11 protein-coding genes are annotated in these 19855 nt (G+C 37.6%); 3 read left to right on the top strand and 8 right to left on the bottom strand.

Going from position 1 to position 19855, the window contains the following annotated elements; translation table 11 throughout:
* Positions 1–72: 72 nt before the first annotated feature.
* The 3 genes from F6K27_RS06600 to F6K27_RS06590 all read right to left on the bottom strand — a co-directional run bounded on the left by F6K27_RS06600 (position 73) and on the right by F6K27_RS06590 (position 2082).
* Entirely contained in the window at positions 73–1032 is a 960-nt protein-coding gene (locus F6K27_RS06600) for an RNA-guided endonuclease TnpB family protein (protein WP_287274578.1), read from the bottom strand.
* A 288-nt stretch (positions 1033–1320) separates the two neighbouring features.
* Positions 1321–1518, bottom strand: coding sequence for a hypothetical protein (locus tag F6K27_RS06595; RefSeq protein WP_287300851.1), 198 nt, complete (start codon positions 1516–1518; stop codon positions 1321–1323).
* 330 nt (positions 1519–1848) lie between these two features.
* The gene (locus F6K27_RS06590; RefSeq protein WP_287284628.1) at positions 1849–2082 is read right to left on the bottom strand and encodes a hypothetical protein; all 234 of its coding nucleotides are present in this window, start codon (positions 2080–2082) and stop codon (positions 1849–1851) included.
* Between the two features lie 40 nt (positions 2083–2122).
* Between F6K27_RS06590 and F6K27_RS06585 the strand changes: the two genes are divergently transcribed.
* The 3 genes from F6K27_RS06585 (at position 2123) to F6K27_RS06575 (ending at position 8067) form a co-directional block, all read left to right on the top strand.
* Positions 2123–5185 carry an ATP-binding protein gene (locus F6K27_RS06585; protein WP_287274559.1) on the top strand — a complete coding sequence of 1021 codons (3063 nt, stop codon included), beginning with the start codon at positions 2123–2125 and terminating at the stop codon, positions 5183–5185.
* A 16-nt stretch (positions 5186–5201) separates the two neighbouring features.
* A complete protein-coding gene (locus F6K27_RS06580) occupies positions 5202–6485 on the top strand; it encodes a response regulator (protein ID WP_287274561.1) in 1284 nt (427 codons plus the stop codon).
* Positions 6486–6954: 469 nt separating this feature from the next.
* On the top strand, positions 6955–8067 hold the full coding sequence (locus F6K27_RS06575) for a mechanosensitive ion channel family protein (RefSeq protein ID WP_287274562.1): 1113 nt from the start codon (positions 6955–6957) through the stop codon (positions 8065–8067).
* A gap of 264 nt (positions 8068–8331) precedes the next feature.
* Here the strand turns inward: F6K27_RS06575 and F6K27_RS06570 are convergent, their stop codons facing one another.
* The 5 genes from F6K27_RS06570 to F6K27_RS06550 all read right to left on the bottom strand — a co-directional run bounded on the left by F6K27_RS06570 (position 8332) and on the right by F6K27_RS06550 (position 19414).
* Entirely contained in the window at positions 8332–9618 is a 1287-nt protein-coding gene (locus F6K27_RS06570) for a hypothetical protein (protein ID WP_124145595.1), read from the bottom strand.
* Between the two features lie 288 nt (positions 9619–9906).
* The gene (locus F6K27_RS06565) at positions 9907–14292 is read right to left on the bottom strand and encodes a WD40 repeat domain-containing protein (RefSeq protein WP_287274564.1); all 4386 of its coding nucleotides are present in this window, start codon (positions 14290–14292) and stop codon (positions 9907–9909) included.
* A 433-nt stretch (positions 14293–14725) separates the two neighbouring features.
* Positions 14726–15742, bottom strand: coding sequence for a CHAT domain-containing protein (locus F6K27_RS06560; RefSeq protein ID WP_287274566.1), 1017 nt, complete (start codon positions 15740–15742; stop codon positions 14726–14728).
* Between the two features lie 656 nt (positions 15743–16398).
* Positions 16399–18828: a caspase family protein gene (locus F6K27_RS06555; RefSeq protein ID WP_287274568.1), complete on the bottom strand. Its 2430-nt coding sequence runs from the start codon at positions 18826–18828 to the stop codon at positions 16399–16401.
* Between the two features lie 100 nt (positions 18829–18928).
* Entirely contained in the window at positions 18929–19414 is a 486-nt protein-coding gene (locus tag F6K27_RS06550; RefSeq protein WP_287274570.1) for a hypothetical protein, read from the bottom strand.
* Positions 19415–19855: the final 441 nt, after the last annotated feature.

Raw genomic sequence — 19855 nt, 5'->3', positions numbered from 1 at the left:
AAACACAGAAGACCACTGACCGCAGTCTGCAACTTATCTTCTCCACAGGCTTCAAATCGGCGGGAACTCCACCTACTGATGCACATAGTTTTCTAAGTTGACAGCAGCATTAAAGTCTCTGTCTGCTTCAAAACCACAGTTACTACATTCGTAGGTTCTCTTATGCAACGGCATTTTCTGTTGATGCCCACACTGAGAACATAATTGAGAACTTGGATAAAACCTATCAGCGATTATTAACTCACTGCCATACCATTCACATTTGTATGTGAGCTGACGTTTAAACTCATAAAAACCACAATCAGCAATTGCACTTGCTAGTTTATGATTTTTTAGCATTCCACTTACATTTAAGTCTTCAATCACTATGGTGCTGTGGTTCTTAGCTAACCATGTTGTTAGTTTATGTAGTGCATCTGCTCTGATATCTGCTACTTTTTTATGAGATGAAGCTAGTTTTTTTACGGCTTTGGCTCTGTTTTTTGAGCCTGGCTCTTTTTTGTTGACACGCCGTTGATAACGAGTTAGTCGTTTTTTGGCTTGTTTGTAGGCTTTAACATTGGCAAATTTGGTTCCATCGCTACAAGTTGCTAGAGTATTTATACCAACATCTACACCAATAATATCTCGTTCTTTTGTAGTAGGGTTGGGCCGATCGTCATATTTAAAACTTATATACCAATTACCCGCACGTTTTGATATCGCAACGTTTTTTATTGGTACAGATGGTAATATTTCATAAGTTTTTACTATTCCTATTCTTGGTAATTGTATATAGTTTCCTTTCAGGATTTTGATACTTCCTTCTAGATAAAAACTGTCTTTTTTCCCTTTTTTCTTAAAGTTTGGAAATCCACGTTTAGGAATAGTTAAAAAATTTTTAAATGCCCTCTCTAAATCTCTTAAGGCTTGCTGAGGAGCGCACTTTGAAACTTCATAATACCAGGGATTTTCACTTTTAACTTCAGCTACCAAACGCTTATGTAAAGTGATAGCACTCAGTCGTTTCTTGCTTGATTCATATTCAGTAATGCAAGTTGCTAATCCCCAGTTATAAGCATGACGTTAGCGAAGCTTTGCGCCAGCAAACTACACCTGCGTGTTTGGCAAGTATTGTTTTTTGTTTATTATTAACTTTTAGTTTGGTCTTGATTGATTGCATTTGAATTGGTAAGCCATGAAAAAAAGTCTTTGACAATGCTGAGGATGATGTTAATGTATGATAGCAGATAACAATGAGATTTTTAACATTTTTTAACATTTGTCTAATTTTGTCCAATTATTCGGCTTCAGTAGTTAGCCCTTTTGACTCATCCCTCTTCAACTACTGCCCTCAACGTCAGCGAGTAGAACCATGGGCATCTGTTCAGGTTGAATTTTTCTACGATGGTAGAGAGTGTCAAAAGTATCGGTGTTTGCCCTGCATTCCGCAGGAAAAGTTTGTCGGCATTCAGGACAATCATATCCTTGACTTCCAATACTTATCTTTCTATGATACCCGAGTTTGATGATGGCCACATAGAGGACATTCCATGATCATAGAAAGTGTTTGAGGACAATGATTATATTACCATTCCCACACTTTCGCACAGGCACTACCGAAATCTTTATGTGACTTCAACTCCTCGAGAAGGAACAGAATTTACAATTGTCCTTCCTCTTCAGTCAACAATTTCCTGAAACTGATAAAAAAGTCTTTATTCTAAATAATACAACCTAAAAACATGAAAGAATAACTGAAACTGAGTCGAAATCTTATATCAAATCCGTTGGCTACGGTTCCCGAGAAATCGGAGTAATATAATTTCTTCGATCTTCATACAATGGGTAAGGGCGAATGGCCATTTGCTAACGCCAAGCTGCCGCTAACGCCCCTACAATAGACATCTGGTAAAAATCAAAAATTAAATCAATTATTATCCATAAATTATCAATTACTCCCCTCCTGGGAGGGGGAGGGGCGAGGGGTGGGTTCCCTGTTCCCTGTTTCCTGTTCCCTATTTTCTGGAGATGTCTAATGTAGACTCTGATCTTTAAAATACTGAATAACATCGATGCTACCGGATTTGATGTTACTAGCACAATTCTATCAAACTTTATTTTAATACTAATTGAGGAAACAATGGCAGGAAATATTGCAGAATCTTGGAACTCACATAGAAACAAACATCGGTGGAGAACGACAATTGTTTTGCTCTGCTTGCTGTTGGCAGGGTATATGGGTAATTACTTCAAAATTCCCATAATTCTTCATATCGACTGGCTGTTTGGTAGTATTTTTACCATGCTGGTCGTCAGACTGTACGGGTTCGGTTGGGGCACGATCGCTGCCGCGATTTCCAGTTCCTATACAATTTTGTTGTGGCACCACCCCTCTGCCTTTATTCTCTACACCCTGGAAGCGATTTTTGTCGGTTGGGGACTGCGACGGCGCAGCAGCAACTTATTACTCCTTGATGTTTTTTATTGGGGAATTATCGGATTTCCACTTCTGTGGTTCCTCTATATCGTTGTCGCTAAAATTCCCCCTGAAAGTGTTTTATTCATTTCCTTCAAAAATCCACTCAACCAAATTTGCAATGCCTTAATTGCCAGTATGATTCTAACTCACACACCCATTGCTCAATGGTTTAGCATCAAGAATAAAACTCATGCCTTTGAGCAGACCCTCCTTAATTTGCTAGTAGCTTTTGTCTTACTCCCAGCAATGGTACTGACCATGTGGAACTGTCAGGATGCTACCTCTGTTCAAGAGAACAACGTTTTAGTTCGCCTAGAAGAAACCAGACAAAATGTCAGTACCGATATACAGAACTGGCATCAACAAAACCTGGAGAAGTTGGAAGCACTCGCATCCAATATTCAAGATAGCGTTCCGCTGTGGAATCGCTCAAACCGTTCCCAGAACCAGGAAACAATTCAAATTGCTCAACAAACCGTTCCCGATTTCCGCAATCTTTATATTACAAACACATATGGGCAGATTCTCAATTCAACCACTGTCGAAAACGCTAATCAAAATGTTACTCAACTAAACAGTTTACCACTTCAGGGTTTGTTAACAGCAAAACAGCCAATGCTCTCTGAGATGATAATGATATCCGATTCGCCAACGATCTTTCAGAGTATACCCATTTGGCAAGATGACAACCTAGTGGGTCAATTTGTTGCAGAAATTGATGTAAATAACCTGAAAAAAAGATGGCTATCCAGTCAGTCTACATCAACTCGGCTAGTGAGTTTACTAGATATACGAGACCGGGTCATTACTACCACTCGCGAAGATCTGAAAGTAGGGCAACCCTTTGATCGAGACCGGAATGGTGAAATTTATTGGATCGATCAAAATAGCTACCTTTGGGTACCGAATATTCCCAACACTGCTAAAGCCGTGCTTTGGAGAAAGTCATTTTACGTGCACAAGAGTGCTATTGACGGCGAGCTTCCATGGATAGTGGCGATCGAAACACCGACTGCTTACTATTTGGTAAAACTTGAGGGATTTTACACCAAAAGCTTCGCTATTCTGATGGCGATCGCTATCCTAGCACCTCTTTTAGCAAAACCCATTAGCAGTAGTCTAGTTAAACCCTTACTGCAACTTGCCAATCTCACCAGCAATTTACCCGATAAACTCACAGAACATCAATCGCTACAAATTCCATCCAGTTCAATTACTGAAATTGAAACCCTGTCTAGTAACTTTCAATGTATGACAAGTGTTCTGCAAGATAAATTTCAGGAAATTCAGCAAGCCAGTTTGGAACTTCAGCAAGCAAAAGAAACTGCTGACAGGGCAAACCAAGCCAAAAGCGAATTCCTCGCTAACATGAGTCACGAGTTACGCACTCCACTTAATGGTATTCTTGGCTATGCCCAAATCTTAAAACGCAGCGAACCTCTCACCCAAAAAGGGCAAAACGGCATTGATATTATTTACCAATCCGGTTCTCACTTGATGAACCTAATCAACGATATATTGGACCTCGCCAAAATCGAAGCCCGAAAATTAGAACTGCATCCCACAGCCATCCATCTGCCTTCCTTCCTGCAAAGTGTTGTTGAAATCATCCGCATTCGTGCCGAACAAAAAGGGATTACCTTTAATTTCCAGGTTAGCTCTCAATTGCCTACGGGTATTTGCGCGGATGAAAAACGTTTGCGTCAGGTTTTGATCAACCTTCTGGGCAATGCCATTAAATTTACCGAACGCGGTAGCGTGAGTTTTAAGGTTGAATCCATTGGGGCAAAAATTCGCTTTCAGGTAGAAGATACTGGGGTGGGGATGACTCCAGAACAAACCGAAAAAATCTTTTTGCCCTTTGAGCAAGTTGGCGATTATAAAAAGCAAGCAGAAGGCACGGGACTCGGACTAACTATTACCCGTCAAATTGCTGCGTTGATGCAAAGTGAAATCCAGGTTCAAAGTATTTTAGGTGAAGGCAGCACCTTCTGTTGGGAAGTTGAACTGCCTGAAGCAGAAGATTGGGCAGACACTTTGAGAGTCATGCAACAAGGCGTAATTCAGGGTTACAAAGGTGAGAAACGCAAAATCTTGGTTGTTGATGACCGTTGGGAAAATCGTTCCGTATTAATTAATATTCTAGAACCCATCGGCTTTGAAATGATCGAAGCTAACAATGGAAAAGAGGGTATCGAACAGGTACTAAAAACATCGCCGGATTTAGTTATTACTGACTTATCTATGCCTATAATGAATGGGTTTGAGTTTTTACATAAGTTGCGTTCAGGAACTGACTTCGAAGGAGGATCCCATCCCCAACTGCAAAACAAAATTGTTCTCGTCTCTTCCGCCAGTATTTTTGATATTGATCGCCACAAAAGTCTAGATGCTGGGGGAAATGATTTCTTACCAAAACCAGTGCAAGCTAAAACTTTACTAGAACTGCTGCAAAAACATCTACAATTAGATTGGATTTATGACGCAAATAACACTGAAAAACAGAAGATTGAGGTTGTTGCCGATGAAATCCAGCCACCTGAAACAGAAATCTTGCAGCAAATCTGGGAATTAGCCCAAGATGGAGAAGTTGATGGCATCATAGAAATAGCTGAACAACTTCAGGATAACAATACTGCTGCCTTTACCCAAGAATTGATCCGCCTTGCAGAAGCTTGCGAAATCAAACAAATGCGAGCATTTATTCAAAACTACCTCGTTTAATAAGGAGCAGAAACCCATGCCAGATCCAACCCAACCATTTATTTTGATTGTGGATGACAAACCCACTAACTTATCTGTGTTGTCAAAAGCCTTAAAAGCTGCTGGATATAAAGTCCGCATGGCAGTTGATGGTGAAGATGCTCTAGCCCAAGTACAACGCCATCACCCAGACATGATTCTGCTGGACATTGATATGCCGAAAATAGATGGTTTTGAAACCTGCAGTCGTCTTCAGGCAAATCAAGCAACTAAAGGAATTCCAGTCATTTTTATGACAGCTATCGCTGATACCGAAGACAAAGTCAAAGGTTTGTCATTAGGTGCAGTTGATTACATCACCAAACCCTTTGAAGAAGCGGAAGTGTTAGCTCGCGTCAAAGTCCACTGGCGATTAAAGCGACTGACGGATACTTTAGAACAGCAGGTGAGTGAACGGACTCAGGCGCTGCAACAAGCTCAAGTGCAATTGGTACAACAGGAGAAACTCTCGGCGCTGGGGCAATTAGTGGCTGGGGTTGCCCATGAAATCAATAATCCAATTGGTTCCATTGTCGGTAATGTCAGTGTTGCACAAGATTACATCAACTATCTATTAGATATCATCGATCTCTATCACGAAAAATTTCCTCAACCTGGTACAGAGATTGAAGAAGCACTGGAAGCAAGCGACTTAAACTATATGCGAGAAGATTTACCAAAGTTAGTTAAATCTATGAAAGACGCTGGTGATCGCATTCAATCAATTAGCAGAAGTCTTCGCACCTTCTCCCGCGCTGATAGCGATACAAAAACACCTTTTGACTTACATGAAGGGATTGATAGCACTATCCTGATTTTACGCCATCGCCTCAACGCTAACGAAAATCGTTCCGCCATTGAAGTTATTACTAACTATGGAAATTTACCCAAGATTGACTGTTTTCCAGGTCAATTAAATCAAGTATTTATGAACATAATTGCCAATGCAATTGATGCTTTGGATGAGTCAAATATGGGGCGTGATTTTCAGGAGATTCAGAATAATCCTAATCGGATTATAATTACAACACTACTAGAAAATGAAAAAGTAAAAATTAAGATTGCTGATAATGGTCAGGGAATCAGTGAAGAAGTTAAAGCCAAAATATTCGACCATTTATTTACTACAAAACCTGTCGGCAAAGGTACAGGATTAGGATTGGCGATCGCCCGTCAAATCATAGTCGAAAAACATGGTGGAGAGATTCACGTTGATTCTATACTAGGAGAAGGAACTGAATTTATAATTAGTTTACCTACAACAGCAAACAGAAAAATTTAACTAAGCTGGATAGCAAAAGTCATCTAAAGATGACTAAAGGGAACTGACTATTATGATTAATTAACTAGGTATCAGCTTTTCGGTCCGGAATGCGACCCTTGCCAGCATTTAGCTGGAGTGCTTGAAATTCGAGGGTAACGGTCTCCCACAAGAGCTTGAAAAAATTAGTGGTGCGCCTTTTATGAGGGGAAAGAATCCCCCATTATACACCGTGAAAAGCTGTTTTGCTACGCAACATGTTTGCGTAGCATTCCGCAGGAAAAGGCCGTAGCCTTGGGTTAGCAATATGCTGTTAACGTTTGCGCAGCATGACCTAAGAAAGTTCCTCCGTAGGAGGCTAGCTGAGTGCTGACTGCTACTTCAATGAGACTTGATATAAAGCCTTCCCTCTTTCTTCTTCCTTTTTAAATTATAACTGTTAAACCCAATATGGTATTATTGAACTCTATTTGACTAATATCGGATAATTATGGAAGCAATTTGGCAAATCATCAAAAATCTCACAATTCTGAATATACCAGTAAGAATAATATTTTTTATAGTCCTGGTTTTAATAGCCACATTAGCCTTAAAACAATTATTAACCACAATTGTAATTAACCGAATTGAGGCTTTAACTCGTAATACAAAAACAACCCTTGACGATCAATTAATTGCAATTATTAAACAACCTATCGCATGGTTCATATATTTACTGGGATTTCGAGTTACACAATTAATCTTAACAGATTATATTTATCCCCAATTCAATCAAACAATTACAGGAATTATTAACCTAGCAATAGTAGGTAATGTCACACTAATTATCTACCGTACATCTCCAATTGTAGGAGGATTTTTTAGAATTTTATCAGCTCAAACAGACACTGAATTGGATGATATTATTAGCCCCTATATTCCGAAACTATTGAGGTTAACTGCCATAGTAATTTTTGCCCTAAAAGCAGGAGAAGTATTACTGGGAACTTCTGCTACTGCAATATTTGGTTTAATCGGCGGTTTTGGTCTGTCATTAGGCTTATTATTTAAGGATGTTATTGTTGATTGGGTAGGGACAATTGTAATTTATATTGACGCTTTGTATCGAGTAAATGACTGGCTTTTACTGCCAAGTGGTCTGAAGTGTACTGTACAACATATAGGTATTAGAAGTACAACAATTTATATACCCGATGAGGGAGTTACCCAGAAAATTCCTAACTCTAAAATGATTGATGGTAGCATCAAAAATTTCTCTCAACAACCAATTGAAAATAAGACAGCAGCTTTTATGTCGTATATTAAAATTGATGGTATTTCATCTAAAAAAATAGCTCATATCAGGGATAAAATTCGAGAAATACCAAAATCAATTGACATTTTATATGATTCTTGTTCAGTTAGATTTGAGGGATGTGAAAGAAATGCTCGTGTCATTAGAGTAATTGGATTTACTAATGATTTAGATAATTATTCGAGAGCTTATGACGAATTAAATTTAGCAATATTAGCTTTATTGGAGCAGGAGGGAATAGATTTATTTTATGTGAATATTCTTAGTGACACAGAAACTTATAAAACTTGGCAGTATCGTGAACATTAGGCAATAAATATCTAATATTATGTTCAGTGCTCAGTTGCATTTAATCCTGGCTCAAATGTTAATCTAGTTGGAATTAATTCTGGCTGAAAAAGTTCCTTATTGCTAGTCCACGGCTTTCTTATTGCTGGTCGCTACAATTTATAATCAAGGAGCAAATTTCACTTCTGTGATCGCTTAGTTCTAGGGAGTATGGCAAAAAAAAGAAATGGAAATTAATTACCCAAAATATAGATAAACAATTTGTATTTATTTGCTAACATCTTGCTAACTAAAGAAAGAAAGGTCTATTCTACCAAAATTTGTACTGAGGGCTATTTGCATATTTTCCAATACTTTGACTAACCATTGAACTTTTTTTTGTGTTGAAAATTGGTAATGCTTAAATAAGAGTGCAAATCGTTTTTCTAAGTTAGGTTTAAGTTGTTGGCAAACTAATAAGATCTTTAGTAGTAGTCCTGTTGTGATTACAGGTCCTAAATTACCAATCAGATTAATAAAAAAGAAATGCTGTGATTTCTTTGAACTATGGACAATAAAAAAGCTTAATAATTTATGGCAAGTCTTCATCATTAAAGATTCATTTAATAACTCATCATTACGTTCAGACATAATACTTCTTAAATAGTGGTAGAGTTTATTCTTAAAGTGAACTTGAATATGATGAGATTCAACATCAAATGATGAACTTAGATATTCATAAAAACTGTGTTTAAAAAGGTGATATGATTGGGGGACTGTGGTATAAGCTAAAAACCGTTTAGCATAATTTCGATATGTTTCATTCCCTTCTACTTTTCCCACAAATTGTTTGATAGATAATAATAGTTCGTCATTAGACAATAAGGTAGGATTTTTAGCTGATGTAGACTTTTTAACTTGACTAACTTGTAGTCTAGCTTGGTGACTAACATAATGGGATAAATCAATTTCATATTTTTGCTGTTTTTCTACTTGCATTTTTCTGATAGCTTGTTGATGTTCTTTACTGCTATTTGGAGTAATTAATAAATATTTATATAAATAAGGATAGTGGGAATTAAGATTTTTTAAAGGTTGATTTAGAGGATCGTGGGTATGATTTGCAGATGATATATTTATTACTTCTACCATCCGTTTTAAACTCAAATACTGTTGGCTTTGAGTAAAACCTTTGACAAGTTCTAACATTTTTTTTGTTAGGCGAGGTCTGTCATAGGAAGAGTCATATTTATCAATTGCTTGCTCAAATAAATTCATCAGTTGTTTTAAAACATTTTTTTTATCTTGAGGTAGTTGTTGATGATTAATCAAGATATAACAACAACGATTCAGCAGATAATTAAATTTTTCTTGGCATTCTGGGAGTTGTATGATTTTCGAGAGTGCTGTAGATATTTCTGGAATTCGGTATGGGGAACATCGAGTAAATAGTATCCGAAATCTCTCAATTATTTGATCGATTGATTCAGTTAAAACCAATTCCAAAAAGTGATGATAAATCTTTTGTTCTTCTCTATAGATTTGTTGATCATCAAAATCTGTAGTGATGATTTTTTTTCCTGTAGATTTCATCGAAATTTGCCTCCCTGAAAAAAGAACGTTATTAGTCACTAGGTATAATATACACTAACAATCATTTATTGGTTAGAAAGTTAGGTTTGTGACTGGATAGTTTTAGATATTGTATTATGTACTTCTATCACCGCCTTCACTCCAGTTATCAAACTGTAGCATTGGTTTGTATCCTGAATATATTCTCATTATTAATGTATTTATGGATGAGGAGCGATAATGTGTATCAATTGTCACAAAAAATTCTGCTGCTGTTCTGAGATGTGAAAAAAATACACATTGACGAGCTTATATCATGTTCAAAATAATGCTGTTTAAAACTTCTGGTGTAAAGGGATTTTCATCTTTTTTTAGAGATTCAATCCAAAGCTGTCGTTGTGCTTTTTGTTCAGTGTTTTTCACCTGCTTAATAAACGCTTCAAAATCTTCAACAGCACCGTTAAAATCACCTGTTAATGCTCTGGCCAAACCTCGACTATCTCTAAACTGTTCATTTTCTGGCTCAAGCTCCACTGCTTTATCACAAGCAAACATCACATCCGTTGCATGACCATGTAAACTACCGTATCGACAGAGTTTATCCCAGTGTTTGCCCAGAATTTGTAAGTTCGGATGATAGTTTTGAGCCACATTATAGGCGTCAATTGCTTCCTTAATTTTGCCTTCTTTTGCTAATATTCCCCCTTCATCCCGGACGCCTGGAGCTGCAATTATTTTTGCTTCTGTTAATGGGTCAAACTTCAAATTAGGATTTAGTTTTAATGCTTCTCGGTATTGAGCAGCAGCACCTTCAACATCGCCATTATTGGTTACTATTCTGTTACCTTTTTCTAGGAAAAGTTGTGCTGAAGGTTGAACATCATCACACAGATGCTTATTAGGATAATCTTCAGGTCTACTTTTGAGATAGTCATCCACCCAGTCGCAACCCCTTGCTAGTAACTCGTCGATGTCTAAATTCCATAGTCTAATAGTTTTGTCATCACTAATTGAAACTATCTGGTTATTATTAGGGTTAAAAGCTAGACTCTCAACCTGTTCTGTATGACCGCTAAGAGTAAGTAGTAGAGTGCCATCAGATTTCCAAACTCTGACTGTTTTGTCATTACTTGCTGTAGCAATTAAGTCTCCCTTAGAATTAAAAACAATACCAAGCACTGAACCAGTATGCTCACTCAAAGTATATTTGACTGTTCCATTAGGAGTCCAGAGTTTGACAGTCGTATCTCGACTAGCAGTAGCAATGAGGTCTCCTTTGGGACTGAAAGCAATACTGTAAATAGAGCCTTTGTGTTCTTCAAATGTATTGAGTAATTTGAGTCTATCTCCATCAATTTTCCATACTTTTGCAGTCCCGGTTAGACTGGCAGTAACAATCAGGTCTTCTTTGGGACTGATGGCAACATCGGTAATTTGATGGCCATGTTTTGTGTCTATTTCTAGGAATTCTTCAACTAAATTACCATCAACTTTCCATAGTTTGACTTTTTTGTTTAAACCCGCAACAATGAAGTTGCCCTTGGAACTGAAGGCAATATTATAAGAGTTGCGAGCACCTAATTTTTTATCGGTCAGGTCAATGACTTTTGTACCATCAGGTTTCCAGAGTTTGGCTATACCGCGATGGGTCATGGTAGCGATCAACTCACCGTTAGGACTAAAGGCGACATCTGTTACCCAATTATTGTGCTTGATGTTAGGCTGTATTAAAGTACCATCAAGTTTTCGCAGTTGAAGTGTATTTTCGTAATAACAACCCAAAGCAATGAGGTTATTAGGACTAATGGCAACACGCCTGCAATGATAATTATCAAGTTGGCTTTTTCCGAATGTATCTTGATAAGGAATGGTATTCCAAAGTCTTACTGTTTGGTCAGCACTAGCACTCGCTATTAAGTCTCCTTTGGGACTGAAGGCAATGCTATAAATTTTTTTGTTGTGTCCTTGAAGGGTGTCTACAAGAGTACCATCTGGTTTCCAAATTCTGACGGTATTATCTTCACTAGCACTAGCTATTTGTTCGCCGTTTTTGCTGTATACAACACTATAAACTTTATCGGCATGAGAGAGGGTATCTAAGAAAGTACCATCAATTTTCCAGAGTTTGACCTTATTGTCAAAACTAGCAGAAGCAATTTGGTCTCCGTTAGGACTGAAAGCAACATCAAAGACTATTTTTTCGTGTCCTTCAAGGGTTTTTACTGCGTTACCATCAGGTTTCCAAAGTTTGACTTTGCCACCCCCATCTCCAGTAGCAATGAGGTCTCCTTTGGGGCTAAATTCAATATCATATACATTCCCCTCAGCAGGAAGAGTTGCAACCAAACTACCATCTACCCAACTACCATCTGTAGATTTCCAAATTTTGGCTGTGTCATCTTTACTACCAGTAACAATAAGGTCTCCTTTTGGGCTGAAGGCAATACTACGAAGCTCTCCTGTATGTCCTGTTAGAGTTTTTACGAAAGTGCCATCAGATTTCCAAATTTTGGCTGTGTTATCTCTACTCGCAGTGGCAACAAAGTCTCCGTTGGGGCTAAACACTACTCTGGTAACTTGGTTATCGTGATTTAAGGTTGCTACTAATGTGCCATCAGATTTCCAAATTTTAGCAGTTTTATCTTTACTTGCTGTCGCAACAAAGTCTCCGTTAGGGCTAAAAACTGCTCTATAGACTGTTCTGCCATGTTCTAGAATTGCCATCAAAGTACCATCTGCTTTCGAGAGTTTAGCAACGTTATCGCTACCTGCAGTGGCAATGAGGTCTTCTGTGGGGCTGAATGCCACGCTAATAACTTCGTTATCGTGATTTAAACGATTATATTCCATCTTCCCAGGGGTAGAAATTATCTCTCGTAATGTATCTACACCTAATATTTGAGTCTGAGGTTCTGCCCAACCAGCATTTTTTAATTTTTTCCCCAGCTTAATACCGTTAACGAGTGTATCCCATGTTTGAGTAGAATTGAAACTGTCTTTTAGACTCTCAAACTTATTTCTAATTTTGGTATTCCAGTTGTTAACAGTAGCACGTCTCCATCCGAACACAGCAACTCCAGCCAAAACTGATATCAAAACAAAACTGCTAGTAACTGCCACAATATTCCGTCGCCGTTTTCGATCGCGAAATTTCACACTCTCTCGAATAAATTCTTGTTCTTTTTCTGAAAGTTCATCGCGACGGTCTTTTAGTTGTTCCTGGGCCTGAGCGAGTGCTGCCCCCCGTAATAGTTGTCCCTCATCTCGCCCCATTTCTTGCCACTGACGCATAAAACCCCGCAGTCTTTCTTGCCATGCACGAAATTCTCGGTCTGTTTCCATCCATCCTTTCAGTTGACCCCAATTTCTAATTAAGGCTTCATGGACTACCTCAACTGTTTCTTGCCCTGAATTTTCTTCTGTTTCACTGGTAATAACAGTACGACTGGTGACAACTAACCGTGCATCAGCTAATTTTTTGACTAAATTCCATGTCTGGTTTAATTCTGCTTTAGTTGCCACTCTTCGGGTGTCTTCTGTACCTTCTCCGGGTCGTACTAATTGCACAAAAATTCGATGGACTTGTTGTTGTTCTTCTGGTTTAAGTTTACTAAATTTGTCATCAGCATAACGAGTTAATGCACCAGAAACTTGACCTATTTCTTCATAAGCTTTATGAGTTAATTGTTTGCTTTTGCGTTGTTTCCATAGTTCTGTTAAAGCAAATTCTAATAAGGGTAAATTTCCTGGTTCTTTATCTACATCTTCAAGAATACGTTCTACCAGTCCGCTTTCAAAATTGATACCTAATTTTTGAGCAGGTTTTTCAATAACATCTCTTAGTTCTTTTGAGTTCATGGAGCGGATTTTTACATCCCCATTTCGCAAGACATCTGCTAATGGTGGATAAGATAATACATTCCCTAAAAAATCTGCACGCATTGTGGCAACTAATACTGTGGATAAGGATGATTGTTTGGTGAAAGACCGGAATGTATATAAGAGAAGATCGAGAAATTTTCGGCGGGTTTGTTCATCATTACAAAGGGTGTAAATTTCCTCAAATTGGTCGGCAATTAATAAAGTTCTGCTATTGGGATGATTATGTTGTATTTGTGCAAAAACTTTGGATAATTGATTGGTTTTTTTTGTATCTTTTAGATACTCAGATAAGTCGTCAGTTTGAGTCAGAAGTTGAGTTTCATTTAGGTTCGGTGCGTAGAGTGGAATTAAAGCACGAGCTAGAGCATAAAATGGGTCTCCTCCTGGACGAAAATGGGTAAATTGCCAATGTCCAGCTTTGACTAATTTCGGTACTAAACCAGCTAAAATAACTGAAGATTTGCCACTGCCAGAGGCTCCTAATACGGGAATAAAATTACGAGTTTCTGTATATTCATAGAGTTCTTCAATAAATACTTCGCGCCCAAAGAAATATTCAGCATTTTCTGAGTTAAAGTGATATAAACCTTGATAGGGACAAAGTAATTTATCGTCTATATCTTCTTCAGTAGATGTTGTAATTGTTTGTTTTTCATAATAATAGTTATAGATTACAGTACGAGATTGATTAATACTTGTAGTGCCCTCTGTTGTATTGACAAAATTTACAGGATTTTCACTACCTGAAACTGTCAAATCTCTGGCTGTTTGATTTTGATTGGATAGGGATTTGTCATTTTGTTCCGTAGTCATAATATAGTTATTGAAGATATTATTTGAATCTAATTAACTAATACCAATTCACTTTACCTCTCCCCTACTCCCTCACTCCCCTACTCCCCCGCTCAAGAAAATGTAGCAAACATTTATCAAATTGGTATAAATAGGGCTTGCTGATTAAATATAAAAGTATTTACAGATAAAGGTTTTAGCCTTTTTGATATCGAAAAAAGTGCGCCTGTTTCAGCTCTTCACGCTCAAAAAGTAGCGTATTTTAGGTGCATAGTTAGGCAGAAAAATCATTCTTACAAAACTTAGCTCCTACCTCCTCGCTCATTCCCTTTTCTCCTGTCTCCTGTCTCCTGTCTCCTGTCTCCTACCCTCACCCATAAGGCTTTTTCAGCAAACCCTAAATAGGTAGACGCGAACCCCTCGAAGTAATCTCACCCTTGATTAAGACAGAAAATTAAATCCAAACTTTGGCTAAAATTGTTGCAACTTTCATCACAGGTCCAGCTAATTTTTCTACACCTTCTAATCCTTTTTTAAGTGCCTCAACTGCTTCATCTATCAAGCCTTTGTCAGGTTGAGGTTTCTTTAATTCTGTTTCTAGTATTTCGACAGGAATTTCTGCTTGTTTTTTCTGAATTAAACTTAGAGCATTTGTGGCAGCAATTTCCTGTTTAAGCTTTCCTAATTCAGCTAATGCTGTATCTATTTTTGATTCAGAATTTTCTCCGATAGTTTGAGTGTGGCTTTGGTCAATATTCACATTGCTACTTCTAGTATTTGTTGGGTTAAAAGGATTATTTGTTCCACCAATACTAATGTTGCCAAAATTTTGGGATTGATTGAAAGATTTGGGATTTGATTGAGAAGAATTATGATTAAATTTGTTTTGAGAATTCATGGCTAAATTTTCCTTCCTAGGTCGATATTTTAACTGCGGTTTTTCTGACTCTGGAATACTGTTTAAATCAATTAAAGTACAGCCAGATTCAAAGCAGCGATCGTAGGGTTCTCCAGCACCTAATGCTCGATAAAAACCAACGGCAAATTTGATCGCAGCTTCGTCTCCCATAGCTTGATTTATGCCAATAACACAATCAATATGTTGATGAATAGCTTGAGCTTGAATTTCACTATAACAAGCATTAAGTAAAACACATTCTAATTGATTTTGAAAACTTTGAAATAATCGAGCTAAAGCTTCTTCACTAACTAATACAGTTTTACCATAATTATCTTCTAAAACTAACCCATTATTTCCTGTTCCATGACCGGAAAAGTGGACAATTGTGGGATGATAATCATAGAGTGTTTGTTGTAAATCATCAATCTGAACCGCTCCAACTGGAATAATTTGAAATTCGTTTCTATGGTTTGATTGTCTAAGAGTTTTGCGGATATCGTTGACTTCTTTTCCCAGACGTAATCGATTTGTATCTGAGGGATTTGCTGAGAGAATTAAAATGTTTTTCATAAGTTTAAGTTACTAAATCAAATCTATAAAATTAGTTGAATATTATCGCCAATTTATCACCATTAATATCATGTCCGGTTAAACAGTTATAGCGGGGAACAGGGGGAAAAATATTTCCCTGTCTGAGGTTCATCATCAGCATAAGTCCTAAGCAACTTGTTCATTGCTATATGAGGGGAAAATTTAAGCATTATTTTGGTCAAGAGTTGAGCAGAACAATCTTGGGACAAAACTTAGCTCCTACCTCCTCCAAATTCCCATTTCTCCTGTCTCCTGTCTCCTGTCTCCTGTCTCCTACCCTCACCCATAAGACTTTTTCAGCAAACCCTAATTAATAATTAATAATTAATAATTAAATAATTCTGGTTTAAACTCTCCCCTTTTAAGGGGAAAAAAGCGGTTGAGGGATGGCGAGGTCCCCTCGCCATATCCAATCAACCAAGACAGCGGTCGTTAGCGCAGCTTCCCGAAGGGTGAGATGGCGATCTTCGGAGCGGCTCTGTCACTCTTCGGGTCTCCTCGCCATCTCCAATCGACCAAGAGAAGAAATAATATTTCCTTATATTTAATTCCGTAACGGTTTTAACCAGAGGAAATTATCAATTATCCATGATCAATTATCAATTAATGAACGCCTCGCCATGACATGATTAATATTATTTCTTCACCACTAGCACCACTTTTTCTGTTGTCCATTCCTCACTAGCGTCAGTAACAACTTTAATATTTCGCTGAGGACTATCTTCATCTACAACAGCAGCCAATAATTCCTCTAATTTATTAGTAGGTTGTTGATTACCAAAACCTCTTCGAGATTGGTCTAATACTGGTAATTCCAACAATTCAAAATTCGTTCCATCCACAGTCGCAAATACTTTAACTATATCCACCCCTTCCTGATAATTTTTTGGCAGTTCGAGGTCAAAGCGAGTGTCTTTATATTTTCCTGGTTCTAACACTTCATAAGGCACAGCTTTTGGATAGAATTTTACAATACTTAAATCTTCCTGAAGTATCAAAGCCGTAATATTTAAAGTTTGATTAGATAGATTATGAATTCGGAGAAAAACCCGTTCGCCCTCTTCCAATTCATAAATATTATTGTCAGTTTCTAAAGGTACAAATTCTCGTTTCACTGACGTACCTAATTCAAGCTTAAGCTTTCCATTTAAGGGAGCTAAATATTCTTCGTTATCCAAATCCCAAATAGTCTGATATTTGGCAAGATGAATTAAGCGATTAATTAGCTTTTCACTAGCTTCTGGATCATCCGCTTTTATTGGAAAAATAATATTTTTAATTGGCTGTTTCAGAGCATCTAAAACCCAATATTCTCCAGCAGCATTCAGTGAAACAAAATAATCTACATCAATTTCTGTTTCCGAACAAAATTCTATCCAGCGATGACCTTCAATTTGTTCTTTCTTAGCTGCGAGAATATTAGGCAATAATGCCACATTTACACCAGGAATTTGCGGTAATGGGTCTGGAAAAAGAACACAAACTTTACGAATTTGTTTCACCCCTGGTCCTAAATATATTGCAGGTGAACCTATTTCAATCATTCCTTCGCTCAAGTTATTATTGATGGTTCTGATATTGTGTAATTCTGTTACTTCTGCCCAACAATCAGATGCTCCTAATTCTACTACTTTTACTGTAGCAATTAGATTTTGGCTGTCTTGAAAATCCCTGGTTGTAAATCGGAAAATATCAAATTCCGCCCCTTTTTTGATGCCATTAGCTTGACCAGCTTGGATTTTGACTCGGTTTTTAGTAATATCTACATCCATGACCGTAGGAGTAGGCCTACTAACAACAGATTGACCACCAAAAAAAGTCTGCTTTGTCTGTCCAATTAGCATCGGTGTTTGTCGCTCAAAGCGATTATGAACGAAATTAGAAATGCGATTAAATAGCTCTTCTACAGCAATTTCTGTGCCAAATTTGCGCAGATTTTTTAAGAGAAAATAAGTTAAAGCGCCGTTGCGTTCTGTTCCTTCAAAAACATCCTCATAAGCAAATTCATTATCCCGACAAGCTGCGATTAAAGTATAACCTTTTGGTTGTGGCAACAAACCATTGGCCACGGTAAGGTTGCGACTATTTGCTGTTAGATTTTGCCAATTTTTTGTTAGTTCTTGAATAGGTGCAACTAAACTATTAGTTCGTCGGGGAGTCATATCAATAAAACCTCCAGCACGAATCTTGTCTTCTCCACATCTTGTTGTACCACCGGAATGACAGCTATCGAGTACCAAAGTTACAACTAATTTTTTATTCACCATTTCTTCGAGAAGTTGGGCAAATTCTAAGTCACGTAAATAGCGTGAATTTGGTTGACCAATATCTGTGGGAACTAAGCCTTGATCTATACCAGAAATACCCTTAATATCTGTAAAAATTGTTTTCGCTTGTCCACCATGACCAGAGTAATGAATATATACTTGGTCTTGAGGTTTTGCTTTAGCAGTTACCTCTTTAAATTTAGCAACTATATTCTCATAAGTTGGTAAAAATTCGGGTGATTCTTTGGGTTGCTTAGGATTATCTGAAGCAGTAGCTGTGAGTTTAATAATTTGGTCGGATGTGAGGTTGAAAGTATTTTTTAAATAGGTTTCAACATGATTAATATCTCGAACACAACCCCGTAAATTTTTATAGCTGCCACCTTCTAATTCATGGGGAAAATAGAAGTCAATTCCGATGAGCAAAGCGTGAAAGTTGGGGGTTTGGTTAGGTGTTTCAGGAAATAATATTGAATCATCATCTGTATTTCCTCGACGGCCTCCGTCTGTTCTATTTTCTGGTCTATCTGAAACCCTAGAACTTCCTCTACGACCTCCGTCTGTTCTATTTTCTGGTCTATCTGAAACCCTAGAACTTCCTCTACGACCTCCGTCTGTTCTATTTTTTGGTCTGTCTGAAGCCCTGGATTTTTCGGAGTGCAAAATATTAGTAGTTGTTATGCCAAGATTTTCTTCGGATGTTACTAATAATCGAAGCTGATGAATAACAGTAGTTAAAACAGCTCTTACAGAAAAAATTGACCAATTATTTGATGATAATAATGTTGTTAAATTCATAGTCTTCCTCTGTTAATTTTTTTGTTATTGAAACTTCATTTTTAAGGATGGGGGTTGATATTTTAAGCTGAAAAAACTTTCAGCAAAAGCAAAACATTTCCTACTCTATTTCAGGTGGTTTAGACCCATCAAAACTGTCTTGCCACATTGAGCAAATTGTCTCACCTGCTGCACTAGCAATTTTCTGCACAATTAAGGTAGCAACAATAGCAGCGATCGCCGGAGCTAACCCTAAATTAGTAACAAAAATGGGAGTTAACATACCCGCAGCTTTTGTGGAACTTTCATTGTAAGCATCCTCAATTTTTTGCATTGTTTTACAACCGTCACCAAAGGGGTCACGATCGCATAAGAAATCGTAAGCTTCTCCATTCAGGCGTTTAAAAAAATTCTGACCAAATTCTATAAATTTATTACCTTCTGGACCTCTGGGAACAGCCGTCAGGGTATTGATATTGATAGATTCTACAGAAGCACTTGTGGTTAAATCATCTTCCAAGCTTTGTAGTTGCATCCCAAGTTGAGCTTGCAATGTCTCCTCATCAAGTTCTGCCAGTTTTTCAATTAACTCATTAATGTCTGCCATAAAGTTCCTCTAATATTTTCTCAAGTTGTTGTATTGACCTCTGAGAGAATTTGTAGGAGTCCAAGTAATTCAGGACAGCAAAGTCCCAATAAAGCTTGTGAAATTACCTATGACTATCATATCACAGTAATTATGCTGGCAATTCCGGTCAAAAATATTATTGGGTATTCTAGTATTTATACTTAGAAACCTTTGTACTCGTAGGCTCAGTTGCAACGCACCTTATGCCACAAGTAGGCCTTAACGAAGTCAGAAGTTAGAAGTCAGAAGTCAGAAGTTAACCCACCCCCGCCCCTCCCAGGAGGCAGGGCTAATTCATTGTCGCCAGAGAAAAATATTGAGGAGTACAAGTTTGGCCATGTTATCAAGTATTTCATGGTTTTTTCCCGAAATTATCACTCTTAAACAGAAAAAATTGTTACGGAGTCAGTCGCGATCGCA

This window comes from Okeania sp. SIO2F5 (assembly GCF_010692685.1).
GTDB lineage: Bacteria > Cyanobacteriota > Cyanobacteriia > Cyanobacteriales > Microcoleaceae > Okeania > Okeania hirsuta.
Note: the sequence above shows the minus strand (reverse complement) of the source record. Positions and strands in the feature narration are given on the sequence as shown.